Annotated in this window: 14 protein-coding genes; 10 read left to right on the top strand and 4 right to left on the bottom strand. The window is 51.6% G+C overall.

What is annotated here, in order from left to right:
- Nucleotides 1-233 precede the first annotated feature (233 nt).
- Nucleotides 234-1,484 (bottom strand): HlyD family type I secretion periplasmic adaptor subunit, encoded by a 1,251-nt coding sequence (locus QZ869_RS06790; RefSeq protein ID WP_296103460.1) that lies wholly within the window; start codon nt 1,482-1,484, stop codon nt 234-236.
- Between the two features lie 75 nt (nt 1,485-1,559).
- Nucleotides 1,560-3,278 (bottom strand): type I secretion system permease/ATPase, encoded by a 1,719-nt coding sequence (locus QZ869_RS06795; protein WP_296085233.1) that lies wholly within the window; start codon nt 3,276-3,278, stop codon nt 1,560-1,562.
- A gap of 566 nt (nt 3,279-3,844) precedes the next feature.
- Between QZ869_RS06795 and QZ869_RS06800 the strand changes: the two genes are divergently transcribed.
- From QZ869_RS06800 to QZ869_RS06840, 9 genes are all read left to right on the top strand, one after another.
- Nucleotides 3,845-4,114: a hypothetical protein gene (locus QZ869_RS06800; protein WP_296103462.1), complete on the top strand. Its 270-nt coding sequence runs from the start codon at nt 3,845-3,847 to the stop codon at nt 4,112-4,114.
- Between the two features lie 79 nt (nt 4,115-4,193).
- Nucleotides 4,194-5,123, top strand: a complete 930-nt coding sequence (locus tag QZ869_RS06805) for a glycosyltransferase family 2 protein (protein WP_296103466.1) — start codon at nt 4,194-4,196, stop codon at nt 5,121-5,123.
- A 507-nt stretch (nt 5,124-5,630) separates the two neighbouring features.
- On the top strand, nt 5,631-6,788 hold the full coding sequence (locus tag QZ869_RS06810) for a glycosyltransferase (protein WP_296103468.1): 1,158 nt from the start codon (nt 5,631-5,633) through the stop codon (nt 6,786-6,788).
- Complete coding sequence (locus QZ869_RS06815) at nt 6,785-7,306, top strand: DapH/DapD/GlmU-related protein (RefSeq protein WP_296103469.1); 522 nt, start codon at nt 6,785-6,787, stop codon at nt 7,304-7,306. The genes QZ869_RS06810 and QZ869_RS06815 overlap by 4 nt, the downstream gene beginning before the upstream one ends.
- Before the next feature lie 153 nt (nt 7,307-7,459).
- Entirely contained in the window at nt 7,460-8,974 is a 1,515-nt protein-coding gene (locus QZ869_RS06820) for a lipopolysaccharide biosynthesis protein (protein WP_296103471.1), read from the top strand.
- Nucleotides 8,975-9,134: 160 nt separating this feature from the next.
- Nucleotides 9,135-10,001, top strand: a complete 867-nt coding sequence (locus QZ869_RS06825) for a glycosyltransferase (protein WP_296103475.1) — start codon at nt 9,135-9,137, stop codon at nt 9,999-10,001.
- Nucleotides 9,998-11,008, top strand: coding sequence for a glycosyltransferase (locus tag QZ869_RS06830; RefSeq protein WP_296103478.1), 1,011 nt, complete (start codon nt 9,998-10,000; stop codon nt 11,006-11,008). The genes QZ869_RS06825 and QZ869_RS06830 overlap by 4 nt, the downstream gene beginning before the upstream one ends.
- Before the next feature lie 19 nt (nt 11,009-11,027).
- Complete coding sequence (locus QZ869_RS06835) at nt 11,028-12,374, top strand: O-antigen ligase family protein (protein ID WP_296103481.1); 1,347 nt, start codon at nt 11,028-11,030, stop codon at nt 12,372-12,374.
- A gap of 49 nt (nt 12,375-12,423) precedes the next feature.
- Nucleotides 12,424-14,289, top strand: coding sequence for an acyltransferase family protein (locus QZ869_RS06840; protein ID WP_296103485.1), 1,866 nt, complete (start codon nt 12,424-12,426; stop codon nt 14,287-14,289).
- A 598-nt stretch (nt 14,290-14,887) separates the two neighbouring features.
- Here the strand turns inward: QZ869_RS06840 and QZ869_RS06845 are convergent.
- Nucleotides 14,888-15,538, bottom strand: coding sequence for a metallophosphoesterase (locus QZ869_RS06845; RefSeq protein ID WP_296103643.1), 651 nt, complete (start codon nt 15,536-15,538; stop codon nt 14,888-14,890).
- On the opposite strand from QZ869_RS06845, the gene QZ869_RS06850 reads away from it, so the two are divergent.
- Nucleotides 15,419-15,823: a hypothetical protein gene (locus tag QZ869_RS06850; RefSeq protein WP_296103649.1), complete on the top strand. Its 405-nt coding sequence runs from the start codon at nt 15,419-15,421 to the stop codon at nt 15,821-15,823. The genes QZ869_RS06845 and QZ869_RS06850 overlap by 120 nt on opposite strands.
- A 276-nt stretch (nt 15,824-16,099) precedes the next feature.
- Here the strand turns inward: QZ869_RS06850 and QZ869_RS06855 are convergent, their stop codons facing one another.
- A complete protein-coding gene (locus QZ869_RS06855; RefSeq protein ID WP_296103645.1) occupies nt 16,100-16,738 on the bottom strand; it encodes a sugar transferase in 639 nt (212 codons plus the stop codon).
- Nucleotides 16,739-17,366 lie beyond the last annotated feature (628 nt).

Here is a 17,366-nt window from a genome sequence, read left to right on the forward strand (position 1 = left end):
TTCATGCCCAGCCCAGCATCTTCGGGTCTGAGGTCAAAGATGAAGAGAGCGGCTGACGGCGAGGCTTAGCTGGGATCGAATGGAGCACTGCCGCAAGGCTAACGTTCTGTCATCATCGCGCAAAGCCTAAGCTCCCGCAGGCGTTGCACGCTAAGACGCTGTCTTACTCTCCAATAGGCGACTATGTGTCACAAGCTTTCAAACTGACAATTCGCCGTGCTGGCGATTGATCGTCATTCTTCTCTGAAAGCGTGTTCCATCTGATCACGCAATGGCTTCAGAAGATAGGACATAACAGTGCGCTCTTCGATGTGAGCGAACGCTTCGACAGGCATTCCTGGATAGAGGTCAAGGCCTTTGAGCTTTGCCAGGCTTTCCGGTACAGGTTGAATTTTGACAGGGTAATAGAGCTGCCGCGTCGTCGGATCGGTGATGGCATCTGCGCCGATATTGATGACCTTACCTTCGACCTCTGGCGTCGTTCTTTGATTGAACGCCGCAAACCGGAGCCGCACCTCTTGGCCAGGATGGATTTGATCGACATCCCGTGTCTGAATGCGAGCTTCTACGTTCAACTGTTGATCTTCAGGAACAATCAGAACGAGATCTTGACCTGGTGCGATCACGCCGTTCTTCGTGTGCACAGACAGTTGCAGAGCATGGCCGCTGACTGGCGTCGTGATTTTAAGGCGAGCGATTTCGTCTTTGACCGAGTTGAGCTTTTCGGTGTTCTCAAGTATTTGACGTTGATTATCCGCAAGACTGGTGGATGTTTCCGTTAGTCGTGTCTGGCTGATGTTGATCAGCTGAGCCTTGATTTCGCCCTTACGTGTCAGAGCTGATGCGCGTGCGGATATAAGCTTGCTACGGTCGCTTTCGTAGCTTGCTTTCTCACGCCGCAATTGAAGCATGCGTTGAGATCCGACGACTTTTTGAGCAAGAAGTTTTTCCTGGATGTCCAGTTCCTGGTTTGCAGAGGCAACCGCATCATCGCTTGACTTGAGCTGCAGATCATAACCGCTGATCTCGTCATCGAGCTGGCTCTGGCGAGAGTTCAACTGCTCGATCATGGCTTCGAGAGAAAGACGACGGCTCGTCAGAAGATCCTGCTCCCGAGCCAGAACCTCATCCACCCCGGGTAATCCCTGAATGTCCTCAGGAGCTACGATCTTGTCTTCGCCCTTGATCTCCGCCATAAGCCGCGCACGTTGAACATATAGCTGCACCAGCTGCCCTTGGTACAGGTCGCGCAAGGAGTATTCCTTGGTTCCATCAAGCTCGAACAGAACGTCTCCGGCCTTGACCTCCTGACCTTCCCTCACATAGATTTCGCTGACATTACCACCTTTAAAGTGTTGAATCTTCTTTACATTGCCATCCACCACAACAACACCGGCGGCAATGACGGCACTCGCGATCTGCTGCGAATAGGCCCAGCCACCGATCCCTCCGACGAGAACAAATGACCCCGCCAGCACTGCCACCAAATGGCGGCGCAAGGATCTCTCGGCCCAGCCAGCAGTCATTCTTTCCTGCATCTTGGATGTGGTCATGATCGCTTAGCTTTTCGTCTTAGTGGTATCGACAACCACCTGAAGCTGACGCTCAGGCTTATTGACAACGCGCCCCAGAACCTCATCTTTCGGGCCAAAGGCATTCATTCTGCCGCCATTCATCACCATGACGAGGTCAACGCTCGATAATACGCTCGGGCGGTGGGCGATGACGAGTACGATCCCACCGCGGGCTCTCACGCTCAGAATAGCCTCGCTCAAGGCTTCTTCACCATCGGCGTCGAGGTTGGAGTTTGGCTCATCTAGAACGATCAGGAAGGGCTCGCCATACAGGGCGCGCGCAAGTGCCACGCGCTGACGCTGACCGGCGGACAACAGTGTTCCGCCCTCACCGATTTCCGTATCATAGCCGTTGGGCAGGCGGATCACCATATCATGGATACGCGCCGCCTTCGCCGCGGCAATGATCGAGGCAGGTGAAGCGTCTTCCTGAAAACGCGCTATGTTCTCGGCAATGGTGCCGTTAAACAATTCGACGTCCTGAGGCAGATAGCCAATATACTTCCCAAGGTCTTCCGTGCTCCATTGGCTGAGCTCAGCGCCGTCGAGGCGTACGGAACCACGAACGGTGGGCCAGAGCTGCAGAAGAACACGCGCCATTGCCGATTTTCCGGAAGCGCTCATGCCGATAATGCCGACGGCACTGCCTGCTTGAACCGTAAAATCGACGTCGATGAAGATCAAACCCTTGTTGCCAGGCGCGGTCCCTGCAAGCTTTTCGACAGTCAAAACGCGGCTTGGTCGCGGGAGCTTGAGCGGCGGCGCCTTTTCAGCTGTGGCAGTCAAAACATCGCTGGTACGCCGCCAAGCGTCGCGTGCGGTCACAAAACCTTTCCAATTCGCTATCGCAAGCTCCACGGGGGCAAGCGCACGCGATGTCAAGATAGACGCAGCGATCATAATCCCGGCGGATGCACTGCCGTCCATGACGAGAATGGCACCAGCTGCAAGAACAGCCGATTGCAGCGCCATTCGGAAGATTTTGGAAATCGCGGCATATTGATTGCCGACATCCGACGCAGAGCACATCAGGACGCGGTGCGCACCATTCTTTTCTTCCCAGATCTGCCCCACCCTGCCGGCCATACCCATAGCGCGGATGACCTCTGCGTTGCGCAGGGACAAAGAGGCATATCCATTCCGTACGTTGGACGATTCATTTGCGAGCTTGGACTGGGTGCGCGAACTTACATTGGTCAGGTAGGTCAAGCCAGCAAGAACGACGGCGCCGAAAATCGCCATCCAGCCAATGACCGGGTGGAACATAAAGCAAATCGCCACATAGAAAGGCAGCCAAGGCAGATCGAAGAATGCGGGAGGCCCCATACCCGACAGAAAACTACGGATGTGGTCAAAATCGCGGATTGGCTGCATCCCGTCGCCAGGAATCCGAGCCTTGAATGGCATCTGCAGCATGGCCTGGAAAACCCGCCCGTTCAGCAACTCGTCCACAGATGCGGCGATGCGCACAAGAATGCGGCTACGGATGATCTCGAACCAACCCTGAAACAGGTACAGCAGCAGAGCGAGGATAGACAACGACACCAACGTCGGGAGGCTTTTGCTTGGAAGAACCCTGTCGTAGACCTGCAGCATATAAAACGAGCCGGTCAGATAAAGTATATTGATCAGCGCGCTCGCCAACCCCACGCCTACGAATGCCCACCAAGACCGTCGCAATGCATCACCGGTGGTGATGTTCAAAGCTTGCTTATTAAACTTCGACACGATTTATACGCCTCGTTTCCATTGCAACAGATACATAACACGACGCCGGCATGAACTCAGCGCGCACACTCTCCCGACGACTTGCGGACATGGCGATATGCTTGGCCTTACTGGCCAGATAACGACGTCAACAATGTTCAAGCAGACCTGCGAGAGAAGATCACACGACTTTGACTTACAGCATAATCCAAAAGATAACAATATTATTAGCGCAACACACTAAATCAATGTTGCTAAAAACTCTTCAGGAGTGACATTTCCCGACAAAACGAGCGACTGCCCAAATATTAGATTCTTTTATTATCGATCTCTTAAATACAGGACTTATTGCGTTCTGACGAATCTGAAGTTCCTGCTCAACCTTTTCGCCCTTTACACTTGATATGAAACATATTTTATGTGCGATAAATTTGCCACCCAATTCCATTTTCACGTATCGAGCAACTATCAGGGGTTAAATCGACGAGCTTTATATAGGCATAAGAAAAAAAATCGTCTAAACGTCGCCTGGCTGGCGAAATACCGATCATGTGGGTCATTGCATGAAGAAGCTGTTGATTTATCTTGAGAATTTTTTGCCGTCATCTCAGGCGTTTATTATCAATCAGACGGAAGGTTTTCATCGTTTCGACACGGAAAGAATGGCTGGCAAGCGTATAAACTCCGCTCATACGAAGAATAGCAGCCTGCGTGTCAGCGGTCATGAGAACATGTCTCAAGACCGCATTCGCGGACTTCAGAGCGGGACAGAACTCAACTCATTACATTTTATGGGTTGTCTTCTGGAAAACCTCGACAGGCGCCGAGCATGAGATAGCCACCTATTCAATAACTCATTGAAGGTACTTAGGAAGAAATTAAGTTCGAGTAGATCCAAGATAGGAATTTCCGATGGATGTCAGCGTAGTTTTGTCTTCGTACAACGGCGCAAGCCGCCGCTTACGCTATATGCTCGATTCGCTGATCGAACAGACGCTGCCGAGAGATCGTTGGGAAGTAATCGTTGTCGACAACAATAGCACTGATGGCACATTTCCTTTGCTCAGCGAATACGCTCCGCGGTTGCCCTTGAAAATACTGCGCCACAAGGTGCCAGGAAAATCTGGAGCTATGAATCGCGCACTGGCAGAAGCGTCGGGCAAAATCCTCGTTTTCACTGATGACGACATCAGGGCCGATCCGCGCTGGCTCGAAGCTATCTCTGATTGCGCGGATCGGCATCCTAACTATGGCCTCTTTGGGGGATGCATCCTTCCTGACTGGGAGACCCGCCCTACTGCGGATTTCATAAAGTGGATCCCGATGGGATCAACCTTTGCTATCATTGAATCCAACAAAAGTGAGCCATGCGATGCAACTAAGATTTGGGGGCCTAACACGTTTGTTAGGCGCTCTGTTCTTGGCGACATTCGTTATCGCGAGGACCTCGGACCGTCGCCAAGTCCAATATTCGCGATGGGAGAAGACCAGGACATCGCTATGCGCGTAGCTGCGCGAGGTGTGAAGTGCTGGCGCTGCTGTGACGCGGTTGTACACCACTGGATACCGGCGTCGAGCGTCAACGAGGTTTGGGTTCAGGAGCGGGCTGAAAGGTTGGGATACGGAATTCCAGCGCTTTTCCCGGATCGAGTTCCATCGGGAATGCGTTTTTTAGGTGTTCCGTTGCAGACTTGGCTGGATAGTGGATATTGGAGTTTACGAGCATTCCTTCTGTCGCCATTTAGCAACTCAAAGTTGCGATTCTGGGCTATCTGGCGGTCGCGTTACATGCGAGGCATTCGAGCTGGAATTCGGCGCTACGCACCCACGTCAACCGATTAATAGAACAACATTAATCGCCATTCTGAGGTGATTACTGACGGATTTCTCGTTTGAGTAGTCGTTATCCCTCTAACGATTTCAGCGTTTCCGTCTCAAGGCTAATCACGTGAACGAAGCTTGCCGACCTATTCACAAAATCACAAAGCCCAACGAAGTTCTTTTTTAAGAGCTATGCTTTCGTCGGAGCGAATATTTACCGCTGGCCTAAGTAGCCTCTTAATAATTGAAATTACCGGTGGAGGTGCGGAAACAGTAAGAACCTCCATTATTGTGCTTTCCTTGAATTCTGCAAATTAATTTCGCGGTAATTCAAGCGTATATTCGTAATTTCTTAAATTAACACCTAGCGTACAACATCATTCATGTGAGACAAATTTATCACCTAGTTGTATTTTTATGCGTCGAACAAATGCGTAGCGATAAAACGGCCATCCTCATATAGTCATAATAAAAAAAATCGACTAGACCTCAGCTGGCCGTCGAAATACCGACCATGTGGGTTATTACATGAAAAAGCTGTTGATTTATCTTGAGAATTTTTTGCCGTCATCTCAGGCGTTTATTATAAATCAGGCGGAAGGTTTTCATCATTTCGACACGGAAATAATGGCTGGCAAGCGTATAAACTCCGCTCATACAAAGAATAGCGGGCTGCGTGTGCATGATATTAGGTCGTCCAGTAGGATGCGTGCAGGTGAGTTGCTCCTGAAGGTTCCGCGCCTGCCAGTGCCATCGCTTTTCCCGCCTGTGCATAATGCGGATTTGATCCATGCCCATTTTGGCAAGAATGGCTATGTCGTGGGTCCATTGGCTCGAAGGGCCAACAAGCCGTTGATCACGACCTTTCATGGTTTCGATGCCACATATGATGGCGACCCCAAAAAACCTGGCGGCTTCAATCAGGTGCGCTTCTTTTCGCACGGCAGACGGCAGATGGCCTCGTGGCCATTTAACTGGTCGATTGCCGTCTCCGACTTCATCAAAGAAAAGTTGCTGGAGAAGGGCTTTCCCGAGGCGCGTATTCAAAGGCATTACATTGGCATCGATACATCGCGCTTCAGCCCGGCAGCCACACCACGTCGCAAAGGCCTCGTTGTGTCGATTGCCCGCTTTGTAGAATATAAAGGGCACAGGCTGATGATCGAAGCCCTGGAGCGGGTTGCAAAGCAAGGTATCGACCTTGAGTTTGCAATGGTGGGCCAAGGGCCGGAACGCGACAGAATAATGGAACTGGCGAAACGCAAGCTTCCGAACGTCACCGTTCATGAGAACCTGTCTCAAGACGGTATCCGCGAACTTCTGAGTGAGGCAGAACTTTATCTGCATGGCAGCGTAACACTCGATAACGGACACGCAGAAGCGTTCGGGCTCGCTAATCTTGAGGCGCAGGCTGTCGGAACGCCTGTTGTTGCGTTTCGATCGGGCGGAGTTGGTGAGGCAGTGAAGGACGGAGAAACCGGCTTCCTTCTTGCAGAACGCGATGTCACCGGTATGGCGAACGCCATCGGCAATCTTCTAAGCGACCAGGCCCTATGGAATGAATTCAGCAGGCGCGCGCCGATCTTCGTCAGTCAAAACTTTGACCTGAACCGGCAGACGGCACTACTGGAGGACTATTACGACGCGGTTCTCGGGTACTATAAAAAATTGGGGAACACATTATGACGCCACGTGTCCGAAAGCCGAAATGGGGACTGAACGCTTTCAAACCCCTGCGCAACGCGATCGTCAAGGTCAAATGGCTGTACTTCACCAAGATCTGGGGCATGGATATCCACCCCACTGCGAACTTCTCTTTAAGCGCGAAGCTTGATCGTACCAATCCCAAAGGCGTTCATATCGGTGCTGAAACCTATATTGCTTTTGATGCAGCGATACTGACACATGATCTAAGCCGCGGTCTTTATCTCGACACGCGCATCGGCAAGCGCTGCTTTATTGGCGCACGCAGCATCATTCTACCTGGTATTGAAATCGGCGACGAATGCGTCATTGGTTCAGGCTCGGTGGTGACGAAGAACGTTCCGTCCCGCTCGCTGGTCGCTGGCAATCCGGCAAGGATCCTCAAAAGCGACATCAAGATCATCGCGCGTTACGGGCGCATGGAGCGACCCGACGAGGCTCCCGACACGAAAGGCTCGAAAATCCCTAACGGCCTGGAGAACACCTTTGAACAACACTGAGACTGTCGTCGACATTGTCATTCTTTCATGTGGTCGCATCCCTGACACCTGTCGTAAGATAAAGGACCGTTTCAAGGCCACGTCTCAGACAAGCGACAAGATTTTCGTCCAGAAGATAGGCTACGGGTTGATGCCACATACCAAGGCGGCACAATGACCGACAGCGCGAAAGTCCCACCCCAGCCTGCCGGTCAGGGAAAAAGCGTCGTAAGCGGCATTGGTTGGAACCTCATCGCCGTATTTGGCGAACAACTAAGTTCCCTTGTCGCATTCGTATTGATCGCTCGAATTCTCGGCCCCGCGGACTTCGGAACCGTCATTCTGTCCGTTGCTCTCATCGACATTTTCATCACGTTCGTCCGGTCAGGAACGAGCGAAGCGCTAATCCGTGCGCCTGAAATGAATGAAACTCTTGTGGGAACGGGTTTCTGGTTGAACATGGGTCTCTCGATCGTCATCGCCGGGACGCTATATCTCCTCGCGCCTACCTTTGGAGCCGTTTTCGATCTTACAGATACCGTTCCGCTCTTACAAACGATGACACTAGCATTTCCGATAGCGGCGGCCGGCGCGATCGGAGAAGCTCTTCTTGCTCGCAAAATGGCCTTTGCGGCCATCGCTCGCCGTCAGGTTATTGGCAGTTTTGCCGGTGCCGTTACCGCTATCCTACTCGCGTTTTTAGGATACGGAGTATGGGCGATGATCTTTCAACGTCTAGTGATTTTCTCGGTTGGTGCGGGCCTCTCCATTTGGGCAGCGCGCCTTGTGCCGCCTATGCGCTTTTCACTTTCTGCAGCAAAGGAAATCGCACACTACGGTGGCGGCATAACATCTATCAATATATTATACCGACTTCAGCCAAGGGCCACCGAATTGGTCATAGGTCTGCTCGCTGCCCCGGTCGCAGTCGCGCTCTTCCGAGCGGCATATCGTATAGTAGATCTTGTCAACCAACTACCTGTCCAACCGATTATGAGAGTGCTATTCCCAACACTCAGCCGATTGGTTCACACTCCCGAGAAGTTCAAATCGGTGCTCTTGAAGTTCATGGAAGCACTTCAAACAATCTTGCTACCTCTCTATGTGGGAGTCGCCTATTTCTCGGCGGACATTTTTCACATAATGTTTGGCACCAAATGGGATGGAGCAGTGCCAGCTTTTGTCATTTTGCTCATCGCATCCGGGCTTCGTATTACCTTTATCCTGTTAGGACCCGCCACATCAGCACAAGGCGCTCTCAGACGGAGCACGCTGTTTACGTTGATGGATGTTGGAATCAGTATCATTCTAATGGTGATCGTGGCCCCTTGGGGTATCGAAGCTATAGCTGGATCTCGTGTTATCGCGGTCATCCTCCTCTGGCCCATTGCTTACTACACGATAATGAAGCCGATTGGCTTGACTTTCAAAGATATCGCCAAGACCTTGGAAAAGCCACTAATTGTAAGTATACTCCTTCTCTTAAGTCTTTGGCTTCTTGATTTGGTCTATGGCTCTTTCGGGTTAACGCTAAATCCAATCTTGAATTTTGTTGTTTGTGCTCTACTCAACGCTGCGTTTGTACTGCTCGTCGCGCGCCGAGAGATCGGCGAGATCATGCTCGTGCTCGGGCTTCAAAAATCGGCGTCCGTGATGAAAGCTGCCAGGTTTATGCGGATGCTTCCATGACCGCGGTTTTTCAAATTATCGGCAGTCGACATGAGAAAACATGCAACGCACTGGGTTTCTTTAGTGTGTCATTCCCTGCGGTCTCGCTGAAGTGCGTCTGTTGTGTTTCGATAGTGTGTTCGCTCCCGCCTTTCCATCATTGGCGGACAAGGATTGCCGTATGAAAATCTCGGTTCTGATCAACAACTACAATTATGCTCGCTTCCTCCCTGCCTGCATCGACAGCGTGCTTGCACAGGACTATGCCGATTTCGAAATCATTGTCGTTGATGATGGTTCGACAGACGATTCCCATGACATCATCGCATCCTATGGCACGCGGATCGTGCCAGTGCTGAAAGAAAACGGGGGGCAGGCATCCTCTTTCAATGCCGGCTTCGCTGCTTCCAGTGGCCAAATTCTTTGCCTTCTGGATGCTGATGACGCTTTTTTGCCTGGTAAGTTATCGATAATCGCTAGCCTCTACCGGAGCCACAATGCCGACTGGGTGTTCGATCATGTCACCACAGAAGAGGGCGCGACGGTAGATGCGACGATTTCGACTTCTGAGGTCGATAAACGCGCAAGCCTGCGTCAGGGTGGCTTTCCAAGCCTGCCTGTTCCAACCTCCGGCCTGACGTTTCATCGCAGAATACTGTCGGATATCCTGCCGATGCCGACAGCAAACGATGTGGTCTTAAGCGACAATTACCTGAAATTTGCCGCCGCCTATCTGGGAAAAGGATTGATCGTTGAGACGCCACTGACCTTTCAGCGTATTCACGGCGCGAACAGGTACACGAACAGTGACAAGGCACAGCAACTGCGTTCAAAGATCATGGTCGCGACCGGTATTTCTTTGGCCCGTCGTTATGAGGGCATGAGAGCGATGGGACAGAAGCTTGCTGCAGGCGGGCTTGCCAAAAGCGATTACCGTGGCTCAGCGCTGATTGCCCAAACACGCCGCTGCGCTGAGGATGGTCGATTTCCCCTTCTCCATTTTGCTGCCCAGGTGGCGATGAAGCGTCTTGCAGGGAAGATCCGATGAGCCATGAAAACGAAGTCTCCATGAGAGACATCACCAACCCGCATCGGCCTGTTAAGATCGTCGTAGCAGTCCTTACTTACAGGCGGCCCGAAGGCATCTCGAAGCTGTTGGACGTGTTGACGCGGCAGCACCAAAATCCCGCGCGTCCCTATGCTTTGACGGTTTTGGTCGTCGACAACGACGCGGCTGGCAGCGGCTGGAACACCATTGAGCCTTTCATAACAAATGGTACGTATGTTTCAGATGAAACGGGCGGTAGGCCTCGACTGAAATATTGCGTCGAAAAGCAGCAGGGCATCCCCTTTGCCAGGAACCGCGCGCTGGACGAAGCACCGGATGGCACCGACCTTTTTTGCTTTCTAGACGATGATGAATGGCCCGTAGATCATTGGCTTGACGCTATGCTTAGTGTGCGGGAAGCAACGTCGGCAGATTGCGTCTATGGTCCGGTCGAACCCGTCTATCCCGACCACGCAGCCGATTACTTCATCCGTGCCGGTGTCTTCGAGCGCAAACGCAGACAAGACCGAGAACAGATCAATTACGCCGCGTCGAACAATGTCATGTTCGATTATCCCTTATTCATTCGGCTTGGACTGCGCTTCGAAGAACGAATGCGATACACCGGCGGGACAGATTTCGTGTTTTTCAACCAGGCTGTGCGCAAAGGTGTTCGGATATTCTGGGCCGATGCTGCTCTCGTGTACGACATAGTGCCAGCGAGCCGAATGAACTGGAAATGGGTCCTCCAACGCCAGTACCGGCTTGGGAATACTTTTGCCGTAGCCGAGAGGCTTTACGGAAACCGCAAGAGCGCTGCCTTTCGCTTTGCCTATGGTGCGGCCCGTGTCGGACTGGGCGCCACCATGCTGCCTGCATTGGCTGTCTCGCCGCGCCTCGGCATGCGGGCTCTTACGCATTTGTTGCGAGGTGCTGGAACAGTCTCGGGATTGTTGGGGCATGCTTACGAGGAGTATCGACCGGATGCCAAGGGCACGGTGAAGTAGAAAGCAGGGAGCCACAGTCATGGAACACGCATTCCGGACGGCCGGAAATACTGCCGGTCCCACGCCGCTTCACAATAACCGCGACGCACTTTTCCGCCGCTCAAATGCCCGCCTGCACGAGAAACGCGTGAACTTATTGTTGACGGTGATCTTTTTCATCTGCCTGTGGCGATCCACGGGTGTCTGGTACGGCTATCCGGCAGATTTCGATGAATCGAGCGGCCAAGGCACGCTCCCGATGAAGGTTTTACTGTACAGCCTCGTTCCCTTAATCGGCCTCTACGTCTTCATGGATTTGCGAAACGTGGCGGCGGCTTTTTTGCGCATGCCGGTTCTCGTTTTTCTGACCACCGCCTGCTGCTTGCTCTCGGTATTAGTATCCATCGACCCTGCAGGATCCATACGAGGGCTCCTCGCAGCTGGACTTATTACAGCTGGAACCCTGTCCTATAGGCTAAAATTTGGCACCTTGAAGACAATGGAAACGCTAGCGGCTTTCTTTGTCATCCTGGCCCTCGCAAATGTTGCTTATACAGTTCTCTTTCCGCAATACGCGGTGATGCGTGGATCCTATGCGGGAATGGTAAAAGGCATGCATTACCACAAAAACGGCTTGGGGCAGACAACAGCAATCGGATTGATTTTCGTCCTGAATTTTTGGAAGATGGGATTTGACCTTCGCTACAGAAGCATCATTGGCATGTTTGCAGTTGTCTGCAGTATTGCCCTCATTCTACTCGCCCGATCATCGACAGCCGTTGTGCTAGCCATGATCGGCTACGGTGGCGTGTTTTTTCTTAGGCATATCCAGAATATCAAGGCTCCCCTTGCGAGGTTGAGCATTTTTGTGATGACGCTCTTCACTCTAGCGGCGCTCTCAACGGTGTACATGTTTATCGCCGAGGCTATCGCGGCTGCTTTCGACAAGGATGTGACACTCTCTGGCCGCTCCGGAATATGGGAACAATTGCTGCCCTTGATTGGCGAGAGACCCCTTCTGGGTTACGGCTTCGCAATGTTCCGCGATCCCGATGTGATTGCGACCTACGTTAACGCAACATGGACAGTTCGCTCTGTCCATAACAGTTATCTAGAGTTGGCACTCAATATAGGCATTGTTGGTGCGACATGTTTCGTAGGATTCATCCTAATACGGCTCGCCACAAAATTCATCAAAGTTGTATCAGATAGCGGCCTCCGGCGCGCCCAGGCGGTGGAGATCATTGTTATTACATTGGTCATGATGGGCGCTTTTACCGAGGCCGGTCGCTTCATGGCGCCCATTGATGCATGGGCATTGATCGTCGCCATGTTGCCTTTGACAATGAAAACGCTGCGAGAAAAATCAAATTTGACGTCAATCTGAGCAGCTGCCTTGGTTTCTGATACCAATATTTAGACTAGAGGTGTTTTATATGATTTATAAGCCGGAGATTGATGGTCTCAGATCGGTAGCCGTTTTATCTGTATTGGTATTCCATCTTGGCTCCCCTTATATTACCGGGGGATTCACAGGGGTCGATATTTTCTTCGTGATCTCGGGGTATTTGATCACCGACATTATCAACAGGGGAATGCAGGACAATAACTTCAGTATCGTGAATTTCTATAGAAGACGCGCTCTACGCATCCTCCCGCCGCTTATGGTCGTGTTATTGGCGGTCACTACAGCGGCATCACTCGTCTTTCTACCGGAAGAAATTAAGGATTACGGAAAATCTGTCCTATGGACAGCTCTTTTTTCCTCAAACATATTTTTCTTCAAGGAGATAAACTACTTCAACCCGGAAGCAAAATTCAACCCGCTCCTCCATACATGGTCTCTGGCTGTTGAGGAGCAATTCTATATTGTAGTCCCGATACTGTTCTACATCTGCTATCGATTTTTTCGCCCGCACGTCAAAATCATATTTGTGGCGTCAGTATTGATATCGTTCATACTCAGCGTCGCTTTGATATTTATCTCTCAGAAAGCCACATTCTATCTGCTTCCCACACGTTACTGGGAAATGGGTCTTGGATCGATCATCGCCCTCTACGGGTTGCATCAGAAGTTCACCGGCAAAGCGGCAGACGCTGTCTCAGTTGTCGGCGTTATGTTTTTGTTAGCGTCGCTGTTCATGTTGACAGAGAGCGTGCCATTCCCGGGACCGGCCGCGATCCTGCCAACTGTTGGAGCCTGCTGCATTATCATAGCTGGGCGAAACGGGATTGCTGGTCGTTGGCTATCTCGCCCGACACCCGTATTTATCGGCAAGATTTCCTATTCCCTCTATCTCTGGCATTGGCCGCTGATCGTATTTTATCGACTGCTCTATGCGCCGGAAATTACGTTTCTGCCGGGCCTACTCATCGCTCTTGTTTCACTTCTGCTGGCCTTTGCAAGCTACCACATTGTCGAAACGCCGTTGCGCAGGACGCCCGCACGGATCGGAAATTTTCGGGTTCTTGGCAGCGCAGCGGTGTCGTTGGCGGTCCTTATCGGGGTGGGAGTCCTACTCCAAAAGTTCTCAAACAAGATCAATGACTATCCTCCCGAAGTCATGCGACTTGCAGCTTTTAATGAATACGACAAGACCCCTGAAGCCGAGCAGCAGTATCGTAAGGATCAGTGCTTTATCACATCCGGAACTCCGGGTGGCTCCAATGCTTTCAAGCGAGACATTTGCCTCGCCGCTAAGCCGGACGGAAAGCCAAGATATCTCCTGATAGGCGATAGCCAGGCGGCTCATCTTTGGGGCGCGCTCCAGAGCGCACGTGACGACATCGATCTCATGCAGGCCACCGCATCAGGATGCAAGCCGACAATCGAAACTGAAGGTGAGCGCCGCTGCGTCAACCTCATGACGAGCGTTCTGGGCGATTTCATTACTCCGCAAACAGTTGATACGGTCGTCTTTAGCGCGCGGTGGCAACAGGACGATCTCCCAGGCCTGCAGAAGACTATTGAGGAACTGCGAGGACGCGGAATCAGCAAAATTGTGGTTCTCGGCCCGACTGTAGAATATTCGCAAAGCGCACCATTAATCCTTGCCCGTATTGCATGGGGGAGCGCCGCAAAGCTCTCCGACTACAGAATTGAGCAGCGAAACGAGCTTGACGAAACAATGCGAGCATTCGCGGACAAGAACAAGGTTGAGTACATTTCACTATACAAAACAGTATGCCCAAACAACAACTGCATAGACGCCATCAATGGCGTGCCGGTTCAGTCGGATTATGGCCATTTCACTGATGTGGGATCAAAGCTTGTGGCGGGGATGATAGCCGGGCGGCTTTGAAGTTCGCTCAAGGTTTGTCGCTGCTGGAAACGGAGCGCGCCGAACAGAATTTTCAACTCCCGAGTTCTGTAACTGCACGCATTCTGGAACCGGTCACCTTAAGCATCTGGTAGCACTTCTACCAGATGCGACCAACCAGTTGCCATAAGACCCAGCCTAAACCGACCAGAAGTGTCCAACCTATGAGCACTCCTAACATCATCACATAGATACGAGGCATCGCCTGCTCCTCAATGAGGTCTCTTAATCGCACTAAAATGGTCGGCGCTGACATTCCTAAATTCGATCTATGAGTTTCTGCGTTCCCACTTATATTTCGAGTTAGGGCGGGCAGATTCGTGGCTGGCATCGAGTTTGATCGCGGAATCGATCTCCACCAAGGCGTTGAAAACATACGTTTCTCTGTGAGCGATTGACCAAGCGCGCCGGCGGGTTGCGGTCTAACTTAACTCAGTTCAAGGTGAACATATGTTAGCGGCTCTATGGTCGATATTGCTAATTGCCTGAACTGCCGGCGAACGCAGCGGGCGACACACTTCATCGTATGTCATCATCGAGCGGATATACGCTCGCTATCGTAAGGTATAAGATCCTCTTCCTACAATATCGCCGTGGAGCTTCCATCGATCTTGAGGACAGTCAATACGCCCGTTGCATAGGCCTTCGTGTCGATTCCGATCCGATTTGGGCCCATCGATGGCTGGCGGCTTGCCGTGTGGCCGTGCACCACCACAATGTCCAATCCCGGCCCGCTGCTGATGAAGGGCTCGCGGATCCACATCATGTCCTCGTCGCTCTGCAAATCCATCTCCACGCCCGGTCGGACACCGGCATGGACAAAGAGATGACGACCGATCTGGACGCTTACGGGGAGAGCTTTCAGGAAGAGAAAGTCGTCTTCAGGGATCGCTTCCGAGATCAGATCCGCAAGCCGCGCATTCGGTAGGCTGGATCTGGATCTCGATGTTAGGTAGTCAATATCCAGACCATAGGACATCAGCGTTGCGCGCCCGCCTGCGGCGATCCAAGCGTCCAGTTTGTCCGGATGGTCCAGAAGCGATGAGAGCGTGTCATCGTGGTTTCCACAAAGAGCGATGCGCTTCACTCTGGGGTCACACGGTTGCCGAAGATGCGCCAGCACCCCCGCAGAATTGGAGCCGCGATCGACATAGTCGCCGAGCAGAATAACCAGTCCCTTATTTCCGCTGCTTCCGAGATCCTGCAGTATGCGCGCTTCGGCATCAATCAGCTGGTCGAGGCAACCGTGGACGTCTCCGATTGCATAAATTGGATAGAGCGAAGGATGATCGGCAAGATTTATCCGACGCCGTGGTCGCCGTACGGCGTGGATCGGATCTTTGACAAAAACTTTTCTCAAGAGACTAAAGGCCATTTGGACACACTAGCCTCTATCAGATTGAAGAACCGTTTCTGGACGATGGTTATCTCACTCATACGGGCCAAAGCTTGGCGATTTCCTTGCGAGGAGGACGCGAAGTCAAGGAGCGCCCCGAAACCAGATCAATTCGCCTGAAATATGGCTGGACATTGAGGGTGCTGGGGAAAGTGCCTCCTGAAGCAAACGCGGCATCGGCGCAACCCAATCAAGATCATTGAGACGCCGCGTTCCATTCCGATCCCGACTTACTCGCACGTGGACATACAGTGTGCTGTGACACTCACCAGGCAACCTTGCGGGTTATCCAAAGCAGAGAAGTGCCACTCTGTGCGAGCACCTGGGACAAAAAATGTGCGGTAGCGCTTACCAAGTTTGCCCCAGCCACGTAACGTCTTGACAGATCGCCACGACTTACAAACCGGTGCCGCCCGTCATTTCGTTCTTGATTGTTGCAAGGATGATTCTGAGATCGAGCCACAAGTTGTAGTTCTGGATATAATAAAGGTCGCATAGAACACGAGCGCGCGCATGAACCGGATCTGTCGTCGGGCCGCGCCAACCGCGGATCTGCGCAAGACCAGTAATGCCGGGGCGGACATTGTGACGATCATGATAGTTCGGCACGAGGTCTTCATAGGGGCGACCAGCGGCCAGCATGCCTATAGCGTGGCACCGTGGCCCAACCACCGACATGTCGCCGCGCAGCACATTGATGAACTGAGGCAGCTCATCCAAGCTGCTCTTGCGCAAGAATGCGCCGATACGCGTTATGCGAGCATCCCCTACCACGGTCTGAGCAACACCCGTGACGTCGCATTTATCCGTTGCCATCGACCTGAACTTCAAGACCTGGATCGGCTTCTGCCCAAAGCCCCATCGGGTTTGCTTAAAGAATACCGGCCCGCGACTATCCAATTTGATTGCAATCGCAATCATGAGGAAAACAGGAAAGAGCAGAATTAGAACAAAGAGCGAGAAAGCAAAATCAAATGTCCGCTTGGATATAGACTGCGCAGCGAAGGGTAAAGCGGAGGCGTCAGTTAAGTCCATCGACTGCGCTGCAGCGCTATTCAATGTACCTACAACGAATTTCTCGTTTGCATGTCCGGTGATTGAATTCATAACCCACAAGCCCAGATTAAATAATGTTAATGTACAATAGCGGTAAAACGCATTTACGTCACTATCATAATTAACAAATAGTTAACTCACGCATAGGTTCCGGATATCACCAGTCCAGGCTACTAAATTAGGCAGAAACGCACACTTATGTATGGTTTTAAGTGAAATTTTTGATCTTTACGGTACTCTTTTTATCATATTATTATTTACTTAAATATAATGTACATTTTTTCTACTTAATTGACCGTGACTAATTTTGGGCTACCAGTATAGGAATACTTTAATTCGAGTTTCCTTCGCAGACTTGAAACGTGGTTTCCCACCAATCCTCATCCGGGCCACCTTGAGCCCGATCCGAAATTGCCTACAGTTTAACTCAATAAAGATGCCGGCTGGAACTGAGCGGTAGTTGCCTCAAACGCTTGGCGCGGGATGGAATTCGGGAAAAATTCCAAAGAATTGCAAACACATCTCAAATCTGCAGCGATCTTACTGACTCGTTGCTAACGTTCTAGTTGTTTCTCAGCGGGTGTAATTCTTGCAAGATCGCTGCGCA

The organism is uncultured Agrobacterium sp., assembly GCF_913777885.1.
Lineage (GTDB): Bacteria > Pseudomonadota > Alphaproteobacteria > Rhizobiales > Rhizobiaceae > Agrobacterium.